Source organism: Streptomyces tyrfis (assembly GCF_037034285.1).
GTDB lineage: Bacteria > Actinomycetota > Actinomycetes > Streptomycetales > Streptomycetaceae > Streptomyces.
In genome coordinates this window covers 1-21,483 of record NZ_JBAGJZ010000014.1, presented here as the reverse complement: position 1 = coordinate 21,483, position 21,483 = coordinate 1, and the positions used below count along the sequence as shown (strand labels likewise).

At 71.2% G+C, this 21,483-nt stretch carries 14 protein-coding genes and 2 pseudogenes; 7 read left to right on the top strand and 9 right to left on the bottom strand.

Annotated features, from left to right (window positions below; translation table 11 throughout):
* Positions 1-75 precede the first annotated feature (75 nt).
* The 5 genes from WA762_RS13165 to WA762_RS13145 all read left to right on the top strand — a co-directional run bounded on the left by WA762_RS13165 (position 76) and on the right by WA762_RS13145 (position 7,680).
* Positions 76-1,458, top strand: a complete 1,383-nt coding sequence (locus tag WA762_RS13165; protein WP_335935736.1) for an extracellular solute-binding protein — start codon at positions 76-78, stop codon at positions 1,456-1,458.
* A 217-nt stretch (positions 1,459-1,675) separates the two neighbouring features.
* Complete coding sequence (locus tag WA762_RS13160) at positions 1,676-2,707, top strand: carbohydrate ABC transporter permease (protein WP_335935735.1); 1,032 nt, start codon at positions 1,676-1,678, stop codon at positions 2,705-2,707.
* Positions 2,707-3,633, top strand: a complete 927-nt coding sequence (locus tag WA762_RS13155; protein WP_335935734.1) for a carbohydrate ABC transporter permease — start codon at positions 2,707-2,709, stop codon at positions 3,631-3,633. Before WA762_RS13160 ends, WA762_RS13155 begins: the two co-directional genes overlap by 1 nt.
* A gap of 169 nt (positions 3,634-3,802) precedes the next feature.
* On the top strand, positions 3,803-6,598 hold the full coding sequence (locus WA762_RS13150) for a hypothetical protein (protein WP_335935733.1): 2,796 nt from the start codon (positions 3,803-3,805) through the stop codon (positions 6,596-6,598).
* Between the two features lie 107 nt (positions 6,599-6,705).
* Positions 6,706-7,680, top strand: a complete 975-nt coding sequence (locus tag WA762_RS13145) for an acetylxylan esterase (protein WP_335935732.1) — start codon at positions 6,706-6,708, stop codon at positions 7,678-7,680.
* A gap of 408 nt (positions 7,681-8,088) precedes the next feature.
* Here the strand turns inward: WA762_RS13145 and WA762_RS13140 are convergent, their stop codons facing one another.
* The 6 genes from WA762_RS13140 to WA762_RS13115 all read right to left on the bottom strand — a co-directional run bounded on the left by WA762_RS13140 (position 8,089) and on the right by WA762_RS13115 (position 17,779).
* Positions 8,089-11,100 carry an alpha-mannosidase gene (locus WA762_RS13140; RefSeq protein WP_335935731.1) on the bottom strand — a complete coding sequence of 1,004 codons (3,012 nt, stop codon included), beginning with the start codon at positions 11,098-11,100 and terminating at the stop codon, positions 8,089-8,091.
* A 156-nt stretch (positions 11,101-11,256) separates the two neighbouring features.
* Positions 11,257-12,363: a Gfo/Idh/MocA family protein gene (locus WA762_RS13135; RefSeq protein ID WP_335935730.1), complete on the bottom strand. Its 1,107-nt coding sequence runs from the start codon at positions 12,361-12,363 to the stop codon at positions 11,257-11,259.
* A 95-nt stretch (positions 12,364-12,458) separates the two neighbouring features.
* Positions 12,459-14,093, bottom strand: a complete 1,635-nt coding sequence (locus WA762_RS13130; protein ID WP_335935729.1) for an FAD-dependent oxidoreductase — start codon at positions 14,091-14,093, stop codon at positions 12,459-12,461.
* A 14-nt stretch (positions 14,094-14,107) separates the two neighbouring features.
* On the bottom strand, positions 14,108-15,280 hold the full coding sequence (locus WA762_RS13125) for a LacI family DNA-binding transcriptional regulator (protein ID WP_335935728.1): 1,173 nt from the start codon (positions 15,278-15,280) through the stop codon (positions 14,108-14,110).
* Positions 15,281-15,541: 261 nt separating this feature from the next.
* Positions 15,542-16,612, bottom strand: a complete 1,071-nt coding sequence (locus WA762_RS13120; protein ID WP_335935727.1) for a LacI family DNA-binding transcriptional regulator — start codon at positions 16,610-16,612, stop codon at positions 15,542-15,544.
* 216 nt (positions 16,613-16,828) lie between these two features.
* Positions 16,829-17,779: a DUF6807 domain-containing protein gene (locus WA762_RS13115; protein WP_335935726.1), complete on the bottom strand. Its 951-nt coding sequence runs from the start codon at positions 17,777-17,779 to the stop codon at positions 16,829-16,831.
* A 493-nt stretch (positions 17,780-18,272) separates the two neighbouring features.
* Between WA762_RS13115 and WA762_RS13110 the strand changes: the two genes are divergently transcribed.
* A complete protein-coding gene (locus WA762_RS13110) occupies positions 18,273-18,683 on the top strand; it encodes a RidA family protein (protein ID WP_335935724.1) in 411 nt (136 codons plus the stop codon).
* A 168-nt stretch (positions 18,684-18,851) separates the two neighbouring features.
* On the opposite strand, the pseudogene WA762_RS13105 reads toward WA762_RS13110, so the two are convergent.
* The 3 genes and pseudogenes from WA762_RS13105 to WA762_RS13095 form a co-directional block, all read right to left on the bottom strand.
* A pseudogene (locus WA762_RS13105) lies at positions 18,852-18,995 on the bottom strand (transposase); the annotation flags it as partial.
* Between the two features lie 294 nt (positions 18,996-19,289).
* Complete coding sequence (locus tag WA762_RS13100; protein ID WP_335935723.1) at positions 19,290-19,562, bottom strand: hypothetical protein; 273 nt, start codon at positions 19,560-19,562, stop codon at positions 19,290-19,292.
* Between the two features lie 285 nt (positions 19,563-19,847).
* Positions 19,848-20,003, bottom strand: a pseudogene (locus WA762_RS13095) (MarR family transcriptional regulator); the annotation flags it as partial.
* Positions 20,004-20,284: 281 nt separating this feature from the next.
* Here WA762_RS13095 and WA762_RS13090 point away from each other — a divergent pair.
* Positions 20,285-21,433 carry a serine hydrolase domain-containing protein gene (locus WA762_RS13090; protein ID WP_335935722.1) on the top strand — a complete coding sequence of 383 codons (1,149 nt, stop codon included), beginning with the start codon at positions 20,285-20,287 and terminating at the stop codon, positions 21,431-21,433.
* The last annotated feature ends 50 nt before the right edge of the window (positions 21,434-21,483 follow it).

Sequence of the window (21,483 nt, the reverse complement as noted above, 5' to 3'; positions counted from 1 at the left end):
CGGGCGGTGCAAGGTGACCCCGGCTGGAAAACGCTTTCCAGCCACGTTCCGGTCTGCCCCTGAATGGAGTCCCCGATGAGACCCTCCCTGCGCATCGCCATCACGGGCGTCACCGCGGGTGCGCTCGTCTGCGTGCTTGCCTCGTGTTCCGTCCCCGGCGGCGACACCGCCGGGGACGGCACGGTGACCATCACGGTCTCCGGGCGCCCGCCGGCCACCAGCGCGGCCGCGCTCAAGATCTTCAACGCGCGGGTGGCGGAGTTCGAGAAGGCCAATCCCAAGATCAAGATCAAGACGAACGAGTACCAGTACGACCAGCAGAGCTTCCAGACCAAGGTGGGCGGCGGCAGCCTGGAGACGGTCGTCCGGGTGCCGCTGACCGAGATGTCGGGCCTGATCGAGCGCAAGCAGATCGCCGAGATCACCGCGGAGTTCAAGGGGCTGAAGCACAGCGAGGACTTCAATCAGCTGGCGCTCGGCGCCGCGAAGGGCCTGGATGGCAAGATCTATGGCATACCCGCCGAGGAGTACGCCCTGGGACTGGTCTACAACCGGGACCTCTTCGAAAAGGCCGGACTCGACCCCGACAAGCCGCCGGCCACCTGGCCGGAGGTCCGTGCCGCGGCCAAGGCGATCTCCGAGAAGACCGACGCCACCGGCTACGCCCAGATGACCAAGGAGAACACCGGCGGCTGGATGCTCACCGCCATGGCCTACTCCTTCGGCGACACCATGCAGGAGGAGTCCGGGGGCAAGTGGGCCAACACCTTCGACCGGCCCGGCAGCGGCGCGGAGAAGTCCCTGAAGGCGCTCAAGGAGATGCGCTGGACGGATCAGTCGATGGGCAGGAACCAGCTGCGCAATCTCACCGACATGGAGAAGGACTTCTCCGCCGGCAAGATCGGCATGGCGCTCGCCGGGCCCAGCGTCATCAGCCACTACATCCTGCAGTACAAGGGCGACCCGGAGGCCATCGGGCTCGCGGCCATGCCCACGGACGGCAGCAGCAAGCGGACCCTGGCCGGCGGCGCCGTCGCCGTGATCAGTCCCAGGGCCACCCCGCGACAGCGCGAGGCCGCGGCGAAGTTCATCGACTTCTACTACCTCGCCCCCAAGTACGACGTCGCGCTCGCCGAGAAGGACGCGGCGTCCATGAAGAAGGACGGCGCCGTCATCGGCGTGCCGACCGTCCCGTTCTACAAGCCGGCCGTCAGCGCCTCGGTCCGCGCCGCGATCGACAAGCTGGCCAACGTGCCGGTCGAGCACTTCGCCCCGTACGACAAGGCGCTCGACGAGTACGAGCTGGCCATCGAGCCGCCCGTCGAGGCGCAGAACGTCTACAAGGCCCTCGACAGCGCCGTGCAGGCCGTGCTGACCCGTCAGGACGCCGACCCGGCCGAGCAGCTGAAGAAGGCCGCCTCACAGGTCAAGTCCCAGGTGGAGCGGGCGCAGCGCTGAGGGCTTCCCCGTATTCCCGAGCGCACGGCGACGGTTGCGGCGCCTCGTCGCGTCGTCGGAACGCCCGAACGCATACCCGTATGCGGGCGCCCCTCCGCCTTGCGACGCACCGCATCCGACGCCGCGCACCGATCCACCCGGGGCGACGGGACAGCCCGCGGGCCGCGTCCGGCACATCAGGCATGAGCACAGCACAAGGAGAGGCGAGGAGACGTCGATGAGCAGGTCACATGCGCCTGCGGCACCCGCCGGGAACCGCACCCGCAAGAACCGGACGCGGAAACAGCGCTCCGCCGGCCCCGCCGCGGCCCGGTCGCCGAGGGGGGACGGGCCGCCACGCACCGCCTCCCCGCGTCGCGCCGGCCCCGGGCGGCACTTCGTCCGCTGGTCCAGGCAAGGAGGCGTCACCACCATCCTGTTCGCCCTGCCGATGGTGTTGTGCTTTGCCTACTTCTCCTGGTGGCCGATCGTCCAGAGCGTGCGGCTCAGCTTCCAGCAGACCAATCTGGTGGACGCCGCCACCTGGGTGGGCCTGGACAACTTCCAGCACGTGCTGGACGACCCGCTGCTGTGGACCGCCGTCAGGAACACCGCGCTCTTCGCTCTGCTCGCGCTGGTGATCGGCTTCCCGCTGCCGCTCTTCCTCGCGGTGCTCATCGCCGAACTGCGGCGTGGCGGCGCGCTGTTCCGTGTCCTCGCCTACCTGCCGGTGGCAATTCCCCCGGTCGTCTCCGTCCTGCTCTGGAAGGTGTTCTACGACCCGGACGGCGGCCTGTTCAACCAGCTGCTGGCCCATGTGGGCCTCGGCCCGTATCCCTGGCTGCAGTCCACCGACACCGCCATGCTGTCGATCGTCCTGGAAGCCACCTGGGCGGGCTTCGGGTCCACGGTCATCATCTACCTGGCGGCGCTCGGCTCGGTGCCGGGCGAACTGTACGAGGCCGCCGAGATCGACGCGGCGGGCATCTGGCGCAGGCTCTGGCACATCACCCTGCCGTCGCTGCGCGGTGTCATCCTGATCATGCTGCTGCTCCAGATCATCGGCACCCTGCAGATCTTCACCGAACCCTTCGTGATGACGGACGGCGGTCCGGAGGACTCCACTCTCACGGTCCTGATGCTGATCTACAACTACGCCTTCCAGAACGGCGACTTCGGAGCCGCGACCGCGCTCAGTGTGATGCTGGCCCTCGTGCTCGGCGCGCTCTCGGCGGTCTATCTGCGGGCGACGAGGAGCTGGAGCAACTGATGAGCGCGCAGACCCCCCTTCGCACCCGCCGCGGGGACCGTTCCGAGGAGAGCGGACGCGGACTCATATCCGATGCCGACCGGCGGCGGACCTCCGTACGCGTCTCGCTCCGCTCCGTGCAGACCCTCTCGCTCCTGTTTCTGCTCGCCTTCGGGGCCGCGCCTCTCTACTGGACGTTCAAGGGCGCCGTCTCACCGACCCAGGAGCTGCTGCGCGATCCGCTGGCGCTCTGGCCCGGCCACGCGCAATGGGACAACCTCTCCCGCGCCTGGAACGAACTGCAGGTCGGTCAGTACCTCTGGAACACGGTGGTCCTGGTCACCGGCTCGGTCGTCGCGCACCTCGTCGTCGCCACCACCGGCGGATACGTGCTGTCCGTGCTGCGCCCCAAGTGGGCGGCGCCCGTGCGATGGATGGTGCTCGCCACCCTCTTCATCCCGGGCTCCATCTCCCTGGTCGCTCTCTACCTCACCGTGCTCGCCCTGCCGGGCCTCGGCATCTCGCTCGCCAACAGCCCGTGGGGCGTCTGGCTGCCGCACGCCGCCGGCGCCTTCACCGTGCTGATCGTGATGAAGTTCTTCGACGGCATCCCGCGCGAACTCTTCGAGGCCGCCAAGGTCGACGGCGCGGGCCCGTTCATCATCTTCCGCCGGATCGTGCTGCCCATGTCGCGGCCGATCCTCGCGGTGGTGACCCTGCTGACGGTCATGAACTCCTGGAAGGACTTCCTCTGGCCCCTGATCGTCATCCCGGACACCGAGAAGCAGCCCATCTCCGCCGCACTGCCGCGTCTCGCGGAAACGACGGAACAGTCGCTGCTCATCGCCGGGATGCTGCTCGCCATCCTGCCCCCGGTCGCGCTGTTCCTGATCTTCCAACGGCAGATCACGCGCGGCGGGGGAGGCTTCACCGGCCTCAAGGGATGAGTCCCGTGCGGACACACGCACGGGCCCGGGCCGCGCGGCCGACGGCGGCAGCGGTGCGCGCCGACGGCACACGAGCCGGTGTGCTCCGCCGGGATGCAGCCGACGGAGCACACCACCACCCGGGAACCACCGATACGCACCGCGTCGATTCGATCGAGAGGATGCCTCGATGAAAAAGAACGGCATGATCCGGCCAGGTCCACTGGTTCCGGCCAGAGTAGCGGGCCGCCCCGGACGGCCCGCCGCATGGGGCGCCGCCGCCGCCCTGCTCGGCTGTCTGCTGGTGGCAGCGCCGTTGCCCGGCACTGCTCCGGTCGCCCACGCGGCCGGAGCCCTCACCGTCACCTCTCCCGATCTGCTCTTCGTCGAGGGACAGGCGAAGATCACCCTGGCCTCCGACGAGGCCTCGGTGGCCTGGAAGGCCGTCGACGACCAGGGCCTGACCGTCGCGTCGGGCACCGCACCGGTCTCGGGCGGCACGGCCACCATCGACGCCACCGGGCTCGGCAGCGGCTACTACACCCTCACGGCGACCGCGGCCGCCACCACCCGTACCGCGAATTTCGGCGTGCTGACCGCACTGGCCGGCCACGAGCAGCAGGACCCCCGCTTCGGCACCGGCATCCACTACGGATGGAACGACGGCGACGACCAGAAGCTGCTGCGTTCGGTCAAGCTGATGGGCATGCACGGGATACGCTCCGACATCAACTGGAGCGCCATCGAGAAGACGGCCGGCGAGTACACCTGGAGCAACTACTCCACCGACCAGCACATCCCGTACGCCAAGACGCAGGGGCTGACCGCCCTGCCCATCTCCGCCTACCGGAACCCCCTCTACGACAACAACCGGACACCGGCGTCCGACGCGGCGCTGGAGGCCTACGGGAAGTACACCGCCGCCGTCGTGGAGAAGTACCAGCAGTCCACGAAGGAGGTCGAGATCTACAACGAGTACAACTCGACCGGCTTCAACAACGGCACCTGCGGCATCACCGCCGATTGCTACCTCGGTCTGCTCAAGGCGAGCTACGGCAAGGTGCACGCCAAGGTGCCGGACGCCACCGTCGTCGGCGGCGCCCTGGCCGGTCTCCGGACCGACTGGCTCAAGCGGCTGTACGCGATCGGTGGCCTGAAGTACATGGACGCGCTCAGCGTCCACGAGTACGGCTATCCGAAACCGCCCGAGGAAGCCCTGGCCGAGCTGCCGCAGGTGCGCGCCGATCTGGACGCGGCGGGCGGCGAGAACTTCCCGCTGTGGATCACGGAGAACGGCTACCCCACCCACAGCGACGGGGTCACCCCGGCCGTGCAGGCCGAGTACCTGCCGCGTGCCCAGATCTTCTCGTTCGCCTCGGGCGCCAACCGCTACTACTGGTACGACCTCACCAACGACGGCACCGACGCCACCAACAAGGAACACAACTTCGGCGGATTCAAGCGGCCCACCGCCGAGGTCAAGGCATGGCAGCCCAAGCCGTCCGTCGTCACCGAGGGCGTCCTGATCCGCCAGATCGCGGGCCGCTCCTACGCCGGCCGTGACGACGCCGGTTCCGACGCCGTCCGCTCGTACCGCTTCGGCGCCGGCGCCGACACCGTCCGGGCGCTGTACACGACCGCGACGGCACCCGGCACCGTGGAGCTCTCGGCCTCCGGCCCGCTCACCGTCACCGACCAGTTGGGTCACGCGAAGACCTACGTCCCGTCCGGCGGCAAGATACAGCTCGGGGTCGACGGCAAGGTGCTGTACGTCAAGGGCACGGTGACCGGCGTGAGGTCCGTCGCCTCCCCGACCTTCTCCCTCGAACTCCCCGAGCGCACCAACACGGAGGAGCCCGTCGCAGCGGTCCTCGAGGTCGACCGCACGAAGGGGCGCCTCCCGGTGTCCTGGCCCGTGAGCTTCCGCGTGGCCGGGGAGACGTACCACGTGACGGCCGGGCCGGGCCGGGTCACCCGCAAGACCGTCGAACTGCCCACGTCGGCCCTGACCGGCCCTCGCTCGGTCAGCGGCACGGTCGCGCTCGGACCGGTCGGCATCGGCCGGGTCACCGCCGACACCGAGGTGGTGCCCCCGACCGAGGTCGCCTTCGACCCGGTGGTCGAGAAAGCCGCGCCGTTCGCGGCCGGACTCGAGATCACCGTCACCAACAACCGCGTCCGCTCCGCGCTCGACCTCACCGAGCTGGAGTGGCAGGTGACCGAGGGCACCGCCTATGTGGACCGGGGCGCCGTCGACGGACCGCTCGAGGTCGGAGCCGGATCCAGCGCCTCGTACACCGTGGACACGCGCAACGTCAAGCCCTGGAACCGCTACTGGACGGCCGCCTATCTCAGCACCCCCGATGGCGCCAGAACCCCCGTGGGCACCTGGAACGGCTGGGGCGCCGTGCAGCCCGCCGGCACGGACACCACCACGCCCATCGACATCGCCGCTCAGGGCAATCTGTACTACGCGGGCGGCTACCAGGGCGCGGCCGACCTCTCCGGCACCATCCGGCCCCAGTACACCGACGCCGGGCTGGTGCTGAAGGGCGAGATCACCGACGACGTCCTGGCCCAGCCAGCCACCACCGCCGAGAACATGTGGCAGGGCGACAGCATCCAGTTCGCCGTCACCCCCCGACTGCCCGGCCGCAGCCGGCAGTACGTCGAGGTCGGCGCCTCGCTGGTGGGCGGCCGGCCTCAGGTCTACACCTGGCGGCCGCCGCCCGGCCGGACCGCCGGGCCGACCCCGGGCGCCACCGCCCGGATCACCCGGGACGGCACCACCACCCACTACACGGTGACGGTGCCGTGGTCCTCGCTCGGCCTCAGCGGCAAGCCGACCGCCTCCATCGGACTCGGCATCGTCGTCAACGACTTCGACAACGACGGCCGGGGGCGCGGCTGGTCCGAGTGGGGCACGGGCATCGCCAACAACTCCAAGAGCCCCACCGGCCTTCGGGCCGTCCAACTGACCGACTGACCCACCCATGAACGGGCGGGGCCGGGCGCACCTGACGGCACCCGGCCCCGCCGCTCCATGCCACACCGTCGCACTGTTCCGAGTACCACCGCGAGGAGACCAGCACCATGGCCCTGTTCGACCTGCCGCTCCACGAACTCCGCGACTACCGACCGCAGATCGACGAGCCGGAGGACTTCGACGCCTTCTGGTCGAAGACCCTGGCCGAGACCCGCTCCCACGACCTCGCGGTCTCCTTCGAACCCGTCGAGACCGGGCTGAGCGGCCTGCGTACCTGGGACACCACGTTCGCCGGCTTCGGCGGCCACCCCGTCAAGGGCTGGTTCAGTGTTCCCGCGCACGCCGAGGGCCCGCTTCCGCTCGTCGTCCAGTACCACGGCTACAACGGCGGACGCAGCCTCCCGCACTGCTGGGGCATGTGGCCCCTGGCCGGCTTCGCCCACTTCATCATGGACGTACGCGGTCAGGGCAGTGGCGGCAACGTCGGCGACACCCCCGACCCGGTCGGCTCCGGCCCCTCCCACGCCGGCTTCATGACCCGCGGCATCGAGGACCCGGAGAGCTACTACTACCGCCGGGTCCATGCCGACGCCGTACGGGCCGTGGAAGCGGCCCGCTCCCACCCGCTCGCCGACCCCGCCCGCACCGTCGCGCTCGGCGGCAGCCAGGGAGGCGGCCTCGCCCTCGCGGTCGGCGGACTCGTACCCGACCTGGCGGCCGTCGTCGCCGACGTGCCCTTCCTCTGCCACTTCGGACGGGCCGTCACCCTCACCGACGCCGATCCGTATGCGGAGATAGCTCGCTACCTCAGCACGCACCGAGGCAAGGAGGACACCGTCCTGCGCACCCTGTCGTACTTCGACGGGGTGTCGTTCGCCGCCCGGGGCACCGCCCCCGCGCTCTTCTCCGTCGGGCTCATGGACCAGGTCTGCCCGCCGTCCACGGTCTTCGCCGCCCACAACGCCTATGGCGGTGAGCGGGAGATCGAGGTCTACCCGTTCAACGGACACGAAGGCGGCGCCATGTTCCAGGAGGCCGTCCAACTGCGCCGGGTGCCGCGGATGCTCCAGCGGGTTCGCTGACGCCCCTCCGGCGGCGACCAGATCGCCTCTGCGGCGCCCATCGCTGGACCGGGCCCGGCCTGCCTCCTCGGACTGCTCTCCGCACGGTTCCCGCGCCGCGCCCGGCGCCATGGTCGCGCTCGGCGCGGTCGCCGCCCTCGCGGACCGGTACGGCGCACTGGCGGAGCAGCAGGCCGACCACGACTCCACCACCGCCGACGCGGTGCCGGAACCGGCGGGCGGCGACCGGACCTCCTCGGGCACCGCATCGTGGTGCGGCGCGAGGCCGCGGTCGCGCCACACCATGCCGCCGCCCAGCCTGTTCACCAGCTCGAAACGGTCGTCGATCACACGCCGCACAGGCCCCCGGCGTTCACCGAAGAGAAGGTACGGGGTGGGTGCGCGGTTCCGCGCACCCACCCCGTGCGATCACGCGCCGTCGCCCGGCGTGAGCCGCAGCGTCAGGATCTGGAACGGCCGCAGCCGCAGTCGCACCGCATTGCCGTCCACCTCGGCGGAGGCGTCGGCGAACGGACGTTCCAGCAGATCCGCGACCCTCGCGCCGGACAGCGGGAAACCGGTCGTCAGACACGCCGGGGCGCGCCCTCCATGGGCCTCGTGGAGACGGACCACCACGTCCCCGCTCCCGTCGTCCGCGAGCTTCACCGCCGTCACGACCACCGCGTCGCCGTCGACCGAGACCAGCGGGGCCACCCCGGTGCTCCCCGGCACCCGGCGCTCGGGGAGGGCGAACTGCCAGCCCTCCCGCACCGCATCCGCGATCGTCGCACCCGGCAGCAGCGCGTACCGCAGCCGGTGCACCCCCTGGTCGGTCTCCGGGTCGGGGTAGCGGGGCGCCCGCAGCAACGACAGCCGCACCGTCGTCGTGGTGGAACCGTCCTCGCGGACCGTCCGCGTCACATCGTGCCCGTACGTCGAATCGTTGATCAGCGCCGCACCCCAGCCCGGCTCGCCGACGTGCAGGAACCGGTGGGCGCAGATCTCGAACTTCGCCGCCTCCCAGCTCGTGTTGGTGTGCGTCGGTCGCTGGACGTGCCCGAACTGCGTCTCCGCCGTGGAGTGATCGGCGCGCACATCGATCGGGAACGCCGCCTTGAGGAACTTCTCCCGCTCGTGCCAGTCGACCTCGGTGTCGATGTCCAGCCGCCGGGCCCCGGGCCGCAGCGACAGCACCTGCGTGACAAGGGACGAGCCGAAGGCGCGCACCACCTCGACGCCGTCACCGACGCGCCGGACCGCCTCCGCGTCGGTCAGATCGGTCACCGTGTTCCGGTAGAACGCGTCGACGTCCCAGGCGTCCCAGCGGTTGGGCAGATCCGGGTGGACCTGGAGCAGATTCGCTGCGCAGCCCGGGGCGACCGTCTCGCGCCCGGCCACCAGATCGACCACCGAGACCACCAGGCCCCGCGCGTCCACCGTCACCCGGAGCAGACCGTTGTCCAGCCGGAAACCGCCGTCGACCGCCTCGGCCGCCACCGGTCCCTCCGCGGGCCGCCCGGCGAGCGCCGCACCCCCCGCCGCCACGCCGGCCCGGCCGTGCGGGGCGGAGTTGAAGACGACGGTGCCACCGTCGTCCGGCGCACCGGCCAGGGCCCGCTGCGCCGCCCCGATCAACGCTTCGAGCTCCTCGGCGACCCGGGCGTACGTGGCCTCCGCCTCCTGGTGCACCCAGGCGATGGACGAACCCGGCAGGATGTCGTGGAACTGGTGCAGCAGCACGGTCTTCCAGAGCCGGTCCAGCTCCTCGTACGGGTAGCGGAACCCGGCCCGGACCGACGCGGTCGCCGCCCACAGCTCCGCCTCCCGCAGCAGGTGCTCGCTGCGCCGGTTGCCCTGTTTGGTCCGTGCCTGCGACGTGTACGTGCCCCGGTGCAGTTCCAAGTACAGCTCGCCCAGCCACACCGGCGGCCGCTCGTACTCCGCCTCGGCCGCGGCGAAGAAGTCCGCGGGCTTCTCGATCGTCACCCGGGGCGAGCCCTCCAGGTCCGCCAGCCGGCCGGCCCGCGCCAGCATCTCCCGGGTGGGGCCGCCACCGCCGTCCCCCCAGCCGAACGGGACCAGCGAGCGCGTCGCGTGCCCCTTGTCCCGGAAGTTCCGCTCGGCGTGCGCGAGTTCCTCTCCCGACAGCTCCGCGACATAGGTGTCCACCGGCGGGAAGTGCGTGAACACCCGGGTGCCGTCCAGTCCCTCCCACAGGAACGAGTGGTGCGGGAACCGGTTCGTCGTGTTCCACGAGATCTTCTGCGTGAGGAACCAGCGCGAACCGGAGAGCGCCACCAGCTGCGGCAGCGCCGCCGAGTAGCCGAACGAGTCCGGCAGCCACACCTCCTCGGTCTCGACCCCGAACTCCTCCAGGAAGAACCGCTTGCCGTACACGAACTGCCGGGCCAGCGCCTCGGAGCCCGGCATGTTGGTGTCCGACTCCACCCACATCCCGCCCACCGGCACGAACTGCCCGGCGGCGACCTTCTCCTTGACCCGTGCGTACAGCGCCGGCTGATGCTCCCGCAGCCAGTCCAGCTGCTGCGCCTGCGACATCGCGAAGACGAACTCCGGATGGTCGTCCATCAGCGCGACGACGTTGGAGGTGGTGCGGGTGACCTTGCGCACGGTCTCCCGCAGCGGCCACAGCCACGCCGAGTCGATGTGCGCGTGACCCACCGCCGACAGACGGTGCGCGGAGGCGTGCGCGGGGGAGGAGAGCACGGGGCGGAGCCGTTCCCGCGCGGCGCTCGCGTTCGTGCCGACGGCGTCCAGGTCCAGCGCGTCCAGACAGCGTTCCACCGCGCGCAGGATCTCCCAGCGGCGCGCGGAGCCGAGCGGCAGCTGCCGCATCAGCTGGTCGAGGACCTCAAGGTCCTGGACCAGTTCCCAGACCTGCTGGTCGAAGACCGCGACGTCCATCCGCTCGACGCGGTACAGCGGTTCGCCGCCCGCGGTCTCCCGGTCGCCGAGCGCACTGACACCGTCCAGGATCTCCGGATTGGCGGCCGCCTCCAGGTAGTACGTGAACTCCTCGCCGCCCGCGGCCGGTTCGCCGACACGCAGCCAGGTGTTGCGCGGATTGAGCGCCTTGACCACGCTGCCGTCCGGCCGGTGGGCCAGTGCCTCCGCGGAGAACCCCGGCCGGTCCTGGGCGAAACCGAGGTCGATGACGGCTTCGACGGTCTCACCGGCCCAGTCGGCCGGGACACGGCCGGTCACCCGGAACCAGCTGGTGCCCCAGGCCGGTCCCCAGTCGTCGCCGACCGCGCCGTGCTCGTAGGGGCCGGCCATCGCCTCGGCGAACGGCACCGGTTCGCCGGGGGCGTGCCAGACCTCGAATTCCAGGGGCGCCGTACGGGGATGGACAGCGGGGCGGATGCGCTCGCGCAGGGCGCGGTCGAGCCGTTCCTCGGTCAGTGTGCGGTCGTCATGCATGGGTGAAGGGTCTCTCCGATGGGTGGGTGAGGCGGGGAGGTGACGCGGGCGCCGTACCGCCTGAACAGCGGTGCCGCGGCGGCCGCCCGCGCACATGCCGGTCGTCGAAGGCGAGCGGCAGCGCGCGGTCGAAGCGGTGGCGGGTCCCGCGGTCCGTCATCGCCCCGGCTCCGGCGCCCAGCCGGGTACGGAGCCGTGCAGTGCCGTGTAGAACGGATCGCCGGGCCCGATCTCACCGGCCAGGACGGGTCTGCCGGTGAGTGCCGCCTTGTACATCGAGGTGATCAGCTCCAGGGAGCGGCGGCCGTCCCCGGCACTCGCCCTGGGCCGCCGGCCCGCCCGCATGTCTGCCAGGAGTGAGCGGAGTTGCGCGCTGTGCGAGCTCGGGACGTCCTCGGCGGGGGAGGCCCAGCCGGCCGCCCGGCCGGGGTCGACGCCCGGCGCTGGGGTGTACGTCCAGTCCCCGTTCCCGTATCCGTACAGATGGTTCAGCTCGATCGTGGCGTTCCGCAGATCGATGCGCAGATGGCTCAGCTGACGCGGCGAGAGGGCGCTGTTGACCACGGTGGCGAGGGCGCCCGAGGCGAAGCGGACGGTGGCGGTGGTGACGTCGTCGGTCTCGATGTCGCGGGCCAGCCTGCCGGCCATGGCCCGGATCTCCACCCAGTCCCCGAGCAGTTCCAGCAGCAGGTCGATCTGGTGGATGCCGAGCCCCATGGCGGGGCCCGCGCCCTCGGTGGCCCACTTCCCGCGCCAGGGGACCGCGTAGTAGGCGTCGTCGCGGTACCAGGTGGTCTGGCAGTGGGCGACCAGCGGCTCGCCCAGTTCGCCGGAGGCGATGAGGGACTTGGCGTGCTCGGCGCCCGATCCGAACCGGTGCTGGAAGACGATCGGGGCGTACGGGCCCCCCTCGCCCTCGGCCGCGGTCATGGCGTCGTACTCGGCGAGACTCGGCGCGGGCGGCTTCTCGCACCACGCCCAGGCGCCGGCCCCGAGGGCGGCCACCACCTGTTCGCGGTGGGCGACGGGCGGCGAGGCGATGACGACGAGATCGGGGCGGACCTCGCTCAGGGACGCGGCGAGATCGGTGGAGTGGTGGGAGAGACCGAAGTCGGCGGCGAGGGAACGGGCCGCGGTGGCATCGGCGTCGACGGCGCCGGCCACCGAGAAGTCCCGGGGCAGTTCGAGGAACGCGGGCATATGGACGGCACGGGCGATGTTGCCCGCGCCGACGAGGAGAACACGGTAGGGAGTCGCAGTCACAGGGGGCCGTCCGGGCTGAGGGCGTGAGCCGCCGAGTTGGTAAGCGTTTTCCAGCAGATCGGAGAGGTCCCTTCCCGAAGGAAGGGCAGTGGGTCTCAGAGAGCGACGTAGAGCGCTCCCGCACTGGTCGCGGGTCCGGTGCGGAGCCGGTCCGGCCAGTCGAGGGCCAGGCCGAGCGAATCGCTCAGCCGGCTCTGGAAGGAGGCGAGCCGGTGCTCGGTCTCGCGGACCGCGCGCGGCGGCAGCCGGTGTTCCAGGCAGTACGACACCAGCGCGCCGACGGCCTCGCCGATGCTCCACTGGCCCGCGTGCCCGCCGAGCGCGGGCGCGCTGAGATGCGTTGCGCCGATGTTCCGCCCGGCCGGGAGCAGGTTCTCCACCCGCACCGGCAGCAGTGCGCCGAGCGGCAGCTGGAACGGCAGGCACTCCAGGTCCAGACCCGCGCCACCACCGCTCCCCGGGTGCAGGGTGATCCGCGAACGCAGGGTGCCCACGCTGTCCGTGAAGGTCTCGGCGCCCGACGACCCGGCCCGTGCGGCAGTGGTCAGATGGTGCTCCAGCAGGGTGAACTCGGCCCGGATGCGCCGCGACTCGCGTATGTGCGGCGTCTTGGCGAACCCGTCGGCGGTGCCGGTCGCGTCCGGCCGCAGACGCAGCTCGGGGTAGCCGTGCCCGCCGTCGTGCCGGGGCGCGCGTGTCTGCATCCAGTGGAGGAACGACAGCGCCTGCTCGCGGGCCTCCCGCTCGGCGCGGGCGCGGACCTCGTCCCCGCGTCCGGCGAGCGGCAGCCGTGAGTAGGCCGTCTGCTCCCAGTCGACGAGGGTGATGTCGCTGTCGAAGGCGCCCGGCAGGTACCGGCTCCGGGCGAGCGCCCGCAGCTGGTGCCAGCGGTCGTTGGGCGGTGCGGCCCACGGCGGGACCTCGTCCGGCTCGTGCAGGAAGAGCGGGATGGAGCGGGCCGGGGCGCCACCGGGTTCCCCGGTGTCCCAGGAGAAGGCGTCGGACCACCGATCGTAGTCGGCGGGCCGGTCGACGGTGTGGTCCTCGCCGGGACGGTGGTCGAGCGCGAAGACCCAGGAGACCGGCTGCTGGTCCAGCGGATCGGCGACGGCGGCCGCGTGCGGTTCGCCGGTCTCCTCGCGGGACTCGGCGCCGATGACGTGTTCGACGCCCGCGAGGTCGAGCAGCTCGCCCAGGTCCGTCGCGTCGACGACGTACGGAGCGCCGACGGTCAGCAGCTCGCCGTCCGTGGCCTCCAGGGTGACCGAGGCCACCCGGTCCCGGTCCGCCTGGGCCGCCACCGGGCGGTGGCGGAGCAGCAGGGTGAGCCGGCCCGAGGCGAGATGCGGGGCGAGCAGCTCCTGGACGACGGCGAGCGCGGCGCGCGGTTCGTGACTGAGATGACCGGTGGTACTGAGCCCGGGGTTCAGCAGCGGGTCGGCGTACGGCTCCGGGCGCAGCGGGTAGTTGCGCCGGTAGAAGTCGCGTAGCCGTTCGCGCAGATCACGGTATCCGGGGGAGACGGGGTCCAGTTCGACGCGGTGGCCGTCGGCGAGCGGGACCGCCTGGGCGGTGAACAGGCCACCGGGCCAGTCGGTCGCCTCGGTGAGCACGACGCGGTGGCCGAACCGGGCGGCGGTCAGCGCGGCGGCGAGGCCACCGAGACCGGCGCCGACCACCAGGACATCGGTCCGGAGTTCGCGGGTACGGGGTGCGGGGGCGGCGGACACAGGAGTCTCCTCCTTCAGGGCCGGCGGGCGGCGACGGTGCGGAGCCGGACCGGCACGGACTCGCGCGTCCTGATCCGGACGGGGAGCACGATCTGCTCGGCGCTGCGGTACGGGTCCTCGCCCGCCGCGCGCTCCGCGATCCGCCCGACCAGTTGCTCCACCGCCCGGCTGCCGATCTCCCTGGCGGGCAGCCGGGCCGCGAAGCTGGTGAGCGGCAGCAGATCGCAGGGGCCCTCGTCGTCCATACCGGCCAGCACGATGTCGTCGGGCACGGCGATGCCGAGCGAGGCCAGATCGGAGGCGGCGGTGGCGACGGCGAAGCCGTGCGCGCACAGCAGGGCGGTCGGCGGCTCGGGCGCGGCGAGAAGTTCGGTCAGCAGCTGTCTGCGGTCGTTCTCGGGCAGCGCCGTGTAGGAGCGCAGCGCGGTCAACTGGGGGAGCAGGGGCTGGCCATGGGCGCGCAGCGCCTGCTTGTGCCCGGTCATCCGGTCGTGGACGCTGGTGCACTGTGTCTCGCCCCAGAGCGTCGCAATGCGCTCGTGGCCGTCGGCCAGCAGGTGCTCGGTGATCCGGTAGCCGACGTCGTAGTTGTCGGCGGTGACGGCGTCGATCGCGAGGCCGGGAAAATACCGGTCCACCAGGACCATGGGGATGTGCAGCCGCCTGATCTCGTCCAGCACGTCGAGGTCGGGCGCCCCCTGGACGGGGTAGAGGACGATGCCGTCGACCCGGTCCTCGACGGCCTGGCGCAGCGCCTGGTCCTGACGGGCCAGGGAGGCGTCGTGGTCGGCGTGCCCCGTCTCGGTCATGTGGATCGCGGAGTCCGAGAAGAAGAGCCGCAGCCCGTGGGCCGAACAGACGGACTCGACCCCGCGCAGCACGTCGGACTGGTACGGGCCCTGGCCGCTGATGATGCAGGCGATCACACCGGACCTGTGCGCCGGGGAAGGTTCCCCGGCCCGGTCCGAGGCATCGGCGACGAAGGTTCCCCGTCCCCGGCGCCGCACCAGCAGCCCTTCCGCCACGAGGTCGTTGAGTGCCCGGACGGCGGTGGTCGAGCTGACGCCGAAACGCTCGCGCAGCTGGTTCTGAGTGATGAACGGAGCGCCGGCCTCGTACTCGTCACGTGCCACCTCGGCCCGCAACTCGTCCTTGATCCGCTGGTACTTGGGTCCGGACGTACCCATCCAGCCACCACCTTCTCGGGTTTGACGCGTCAAAATGCGCTGATCCGAGTGTGGTGGCGATTGATGCATCATTTCAAGAGGGCTGCGGCGAAAAAGTCGGCAATTAGCGCGTCAAGTGAGCGGTTTGTCACTTCAACGCGTCAACTCGACGGCATGGAACGGGAACTCGTTCGGTCCCGGGGGCGACGAACGCGAGGCCGGCGCCGTACCGGCTCATGGGCGGGCGGCGGCCCGGTGGGGCGGGTGGGGCCGGTGTTGCCCTCAGCCGGCCGTACGGGGCGGTGGCGCCGTACTGGCCCGCACCACCAGGCGCGACGGCACGGCGAGCGTGCGAGGCGAAGCCGTCGCGTCCCCGAGGGCCAGCAGCAGCGCGCGGCGGCCGATCTCTTCGAGCGGCAGCCGCACGGTGGTCAACGCGGGCGTGACGTCGTACGCCACCGGCAGGTCGTCGAAGCCGACGACGGAGACATCGCCGGGCACGCTCCGTCCGAGATCGTCGCGGAGTGCCGCCAGCGCTCCGAGGGCCATGGCGTCGTTGAGCGCGAAGAGCGCGGTGATGCCGGGAGAGCCGCGGAACAGCCGCACCGTCGCGGCTCGCCCGCCGTCCCGGGTGAAGTCGGACTCGACGCGATGGCGTTCCCGCACGGAGATGCCCAGCTCGGCGGCCCGCTCCAGGAAGCCGTGCAGCCGGTCCTGGACGGAGACCAGCGCCAGGGGCCCGCAGATGACGCCGATCTCCATGTGCCCCAGCAGGGCGAGGTGCTCGGCGACCGCCCGGCCCCCTTCGCGGTTCCCCGGCAGGATCGTGTTCACCGGGAGGTCCTGGTGCGCGACCGCGGTCACCCGGCCGCCCTGCGCCACGAACGACTCCAGCTCCTGGGCGAGCGCGGGGCTCCCGGCGGCGAAACCCGATCCGGCGAGGACCACGGCGCGGGCCCGCTGCGCCCGCAGCCGTGCCACGTACTCCGCCTGGAGCCCGGGCTCGTGAAAGGTGCCGGCCAGCACCACGAGGAGCTTGTGGTCGCGGGCGACCTCCATGACCCCGGCCGTGATCGCGGAGTAGTAGGCGTCGTTCACATCGTGCACGATCAGGCCGACGATGGACGTCGTGGACTGCACGAGCGCGCGGGCCGGCGCGTTGGAGACGTAGCGGAGCCGGGCCGCCGCCTCCAGAACGCGCTCCTGCAGCTCCTGGGTGACGTTGCGGTCGCTGTCGCTGAGGACGCGCGACGCCGTGGCGAGAGAGACCCCGGCGTCCCGCGCGACCTGCTGGAGCGTCACGGCGGACGACGCGCGGGGGCGGGCGGGACGTCGATTGGCCTGGCTCTGCATACGGCTACGATAGCCGCACTGAAAGCGTTTTCCCATCGCGCGCGCAAGAGGAACCGGCCCCGTCGGCGCCGCCGTGCCGCCCCCGGCCCGGCGCGAGGGCCCGCGCCCCGGCCCGGCGCACCACACGGGCCCGGAACCGGGGCCCGCGCAGGCGGGCACGGCCGGATTCGTCCAGTGAAGGCTCCGCCCACGGGCCGAGGCCGTCCGTGCTCCCGTTCACCACGGGTGCTCCGCGAGATATCCGGTGATCCGCTCCCGGTCCCAGGCCCCGTCGGCGACGGTGACCCGGTAGCGGCGGGCCAGGGTGTCGCCCGGAGGCAGCTCCAGTTCGTCGTAGAACGCGAAGGAGGGGGCCACGGCCGCGAAGGGATCGTTGCGGACGAACCAGTGCGCCGGGTGGGTCCCGCCCTGTCCCGTGTGATCGTTCTCCGGGGCGTGCCGGAAGATCAGCGTGGCGTGGCCGTCGGCGCCGTCGCGCTCACCGCCGTAGGCCAGCCACGGCGCCTGCGTCCCCATCAACTCCGGCCCCACGCCGTGTGGCCCGAGGATCTGCCCGCCCCGGAAGGCGCGCGGCCCGCGCCAGAAGAGACCGGTGTAGCCCGCCGCCTCCCGGCCGTGCGTCGTGGGGCTGCCGAAGCGCAGCGGCTCGGCACGCCGATTGGTGATCGCGCTCGACCAGGTCAGTGTCCAACTGCCGCCACTGCCCTCCGGGCCGGCGCCCCCGTGCTCCACGTCGTGCAGCTCGACGCGGCGCCGCTCGTCCGCCCAGTGCGTCCCGTCGTGGTGGCGCCAGCTCAGCCGCTCCACGATGACCACGCGTCCGGCGTTCGAGGTCACCTTGTCGAACCCGATGTGCGTCATCGATCCCACGCGTTCGGGCAACGGCAGGTAGCCCTGGCCGTGCACATAGGTGTCGCCGCCCCACAGGTTCTGTCCGGACAGGTGGGAGGCCGTCATCTGGAGGCCCTTGTGCCAGCGGTGGTCATGGGGCCGATAGTCGGTGACGACGGTGCCGGTCAGTGTGCGGATGGGGTGGATGTACGGCTTGGGGGCCTCCCAGGTCGCTTCCGGGCGGTAGACGTAGCTGATCAGGTCGATGCCGCCGCGCTCCTCCGAGACCGTGATCCGGTCTCCGCGTGCGTGCGTGATGCGCAGTGGACTGCCCATGTCCCATGTCTCCCGGGTACGGTCGGAAAGCGCTTACCGCAACGTAGGCCCCGCGCCGATGGAGTGTCAACACGGAGCGGACGGGGCGATGCCCGGCAGCCGGGCGCCGCCGTCGTGCGACCGGCGCTCTCGCACAACGCCCCGCTCCGAGATCCGCACCAGCGAGATCCACCGGTGCGGCGCGCACGGCGCGCAAGTCACCGGCGCCGAACCGCAGGGCGGCACGATCACGTCGGGCGGAACGTCGCCCTGGTCGGTCGTACGGGCTGGTGCGTGATCGCGTCGGAGCCGAGGGTGCCTGGGCTGGCTTCGTCGATGTCCGGGAACAGCGTTTGTCGACTGGTTCCGGAGCCGGTGGGTGATCACGCGGTTCGTGGATGCCGAGCAGAAATGACGGCGTCTCGCGGGGCGGCAGGAAAAGGGAAGGCGGCAGCCGACCGGCCGCTGGCAGGATGTCCGCGCCGAACACCCGAGGGGAAAGGACCACACGACCGTGGCTCGTGCCATCACTTTGATTCGCTCCACCGCCCTGTCCGACGTCGCTGAGTACGCCTACGCGGCCACGGCGCCCGCCGAGTCACGCCTGATCTTCCTCGCAGGGGCGTGTCCGCTGAACGATGACGGCTCCACAGCGGCGATCGGGGACTACGCGGGCCAAGCGGCGAGAGCCATCGAGAACATGCAGGCCGCTCTTACTGCCTCGGGCGCGTCACTCCAGGACGTCATCAGCACACGGGTTCTCGTCGCATCGGCCCGGCGGGAGGACCTGGTGGCCGCCTGGCAAGTAGTCCGGGACTCGTTCGCCGACCATGACGTCCCCAGCACGTTGATGGGCGTCACCGTGCTCGGTTACAAGGACCAACTCGTCGAGATCGAGGCCGTCGCCGCCGTGCTCGATTCTTGAGACCTCTTCCAGGGACACCGCAACGCGGGACAGCCGGGCGTCCGCCAGGACGGCCGGCTATCGAGGGCGTAGGCTGCGGTCAGCCCGCCTCGGCGGGTTCCTCGGCTCGGGCTCGTGTGCCGGCGAGGCGGCAGGCGTCGATGCCTGTCCCGATGATGGTGCCGGCACCCGCTCGGCCCGCACCCAGTTCCGCAGCGTCTCCCGGCTGATCCCCAGGTCCTTGCCGACGCCCTCGAACGTGTCCTTCGGGTCCGACAGGTACAGCGCGACGGCATCCGACGTGAAGTCCGCCGAGCACACCTTCATCACCATGCGTGACGCCTCTTCCTCCGGACCCTCAGGGAACAGTGTCCAAGGTGTCCACCGGTCGACGAAAACCGGCTGGCGCCGAGCGCCGGTCCCCACAGCCCGCTCCCTGACCCCGCCGCGTGCTCCGCAACGGTGCCCGTCGGCAACGGTCTGCCACGGTCTGGCCAACTCGTCGACCGGGCAAGCGAGATGAAGACGGGAGATCCCCTGAGCAGCAGACGCGCGAGAACCGCTCGCTCAACCGTGATCGCCACATTCGGATCACGCCACCCACCAGCAAGTACACATCACCCGCCCTCACTCGCCGGCTCGTTGGCCGCGGCGGCGGGCCAGGAGTGTCGTGCCGGCGACGACGCATCCGATGGCCAGGATTTTGCCGGCCCCGTAGTAGTGGGACCAGTCGTTGTCATCCGTGCCTCCGCGCAGGATCAGCCACAGCAGCAGCCCTGTCCCGCTCACGGTGAGGACCACTCCTCCGGTCAGCCCGAGCCCTGCCCACCAGGAAGCGTCTCCGGCGGGTGCGAGTGCGGGTTCGGGTTCGGCGTCCTGGCCTCGCTCGCGGTCACTCACCTTGTGTCCTCCCCCTATGCCGATGATCTTCGGCAGAGAAGACGCGGCCCACCACGGAGGGGTTCCCGCAAGCCGCCGTCAAACCCTTCGTCCGGCCGGTCGCATGCTCCACTCGGGCACGTTCCTTGCGGTATGCGGTGTTGTCGACCTCATCGGCCGCCGGCAAGCGTCGACGAGGGCGCGATACGACCATTCCGTTCCACAGCCCGGCGGTGGGCCATGGCGCCACCGGTCCTTCTTTGCCCGCGCATCCTGGCCATGACCCGGTGTCGGGGCGCTGCTCGTTCAGTCTCGGCGCGTGGCCTGTCGCCTGGACCATGCCGTGGCGTCAGCTCCGTACCGAGCCAAGAGGCGTGCGAACCGGATCCTCTCTTCCGGCGACCAGGCGGCGGTGATCTCCTGGAACGCTCTGCGCTGTTCGGCGGCGAAGCGGTTGCGTTCGCAGCGACACCCTCAGCACCCGTGCCGTCCGGCGCCGCGGCACCCGCCTGGCGGCACGACCGCGGTCCTGCCCCTTGAGGGAAGGGCTCGACTGTCCGGTTCCTGCTCGCCGGGGCACGGCGACCGTCCAGTCCCGCGTCGAGCAGCGTTCGCACGCCGCTCGCACCGGACCGATCCGGCGAACGGCCGAAAACGGCTCAACCGCCACGACCGGGATCAACCCGTCGCTCGCCTCCCGCAGTCCCCTCCCGTGACCGCAGTTCACGACCACGGGAGCCCACATGTCAGCCTCGCACACCGTCCGTACCCTCCTCGCCGTCGGACTCGTCGCCGGGATCACCGCCACCGCGCTCGCCGCGCCCGCCGTCGCCGTCGCGCCGCCGGCCAAGCCGTCCCACGCCACCACCCAGCAGGCCCTGGACGCGGCCGTCGCCGAGGGCGTGCCCGGGGCCGTCGCGCAGGCCCGTGACGGAAAGGCCCGTTGGGTCGGCACCGCGGGGGAGCGGAAGGGGGCCGACCGTTTCCGGGTCGGATCCATCACCAAGACATTCACCGCTACCGTCCTGCTCCAGCTCCAGGCCGAGGGCCGGCTCGACCTCGACGACCCGGTCGAGAAGTGGCTGCCCGGTGTGGTGCGCGGGCACGGGCACGACGGCCGGAAGATCACTGTCCGTCAGCTGCTCAACCACACCAGCGGCATCTACAGCTACACCGAGGACCCCGCCTTCCAGGAGAAGGTCTTCGGTCACGACTTCCTGCGGCACCGTTACGACACCTGGACCCCGAAGCAACTGGTCGCCGTCGCGATGGCGCACGAGCCCGACTTCGCCCCCGGGACGGACTGGAACTACTCCAACACCAACTTCGTGCTGGCCGGGATGGTCGTCGAGAAGGTGACCGGACGTCCTTACGGCAAGGCGATCGAGAACCGGATCGTCAAGCCCCTCAAGCTGCGCGCCACCTCCGTGCCCGGCACCGACTCCCGTATGCCCGAGCCGAACTCCCGCGCCTACTCCAAGCTCTCACGCGAGACCGGCGGGGCCGCGTACGACGTCACCGAGCTCAATCCGAGCATCGCCGGCGCCGCCGGCGAGATGGTCTCCGATGCGAACGACCTGCAGACTTTCTACCGTGCGCTGCTCAAGGGCCGGCTGCTTCCGGCGGCCGAGATGAAGGAGATGACCACCACCGTCCAGGCCTCTCCCGACCTGCCCGGCGTCGGCTACGGGCTCGGTCTCATGCGACAGAGGCTGAGCTGCGGCAAGGAGGTCTGGGGGCACGGCGGCGGCATCCACGGGTCCCATTCCGAGGCCCAGGCCACCCGGGACGGGGAGCACTCCCTCGCCGCGAACTTCAACGCCGACTGGGCCGGTGACACCCAGAAGGTGATCGAGTCGGAGTTCTGCGGCACGGCCCCGGCGAAGCGGTAGCCGTCAGCGGGGCAGGAAGTCCGGGCAGGTCGGGGAGCGGGCCCGGGTGG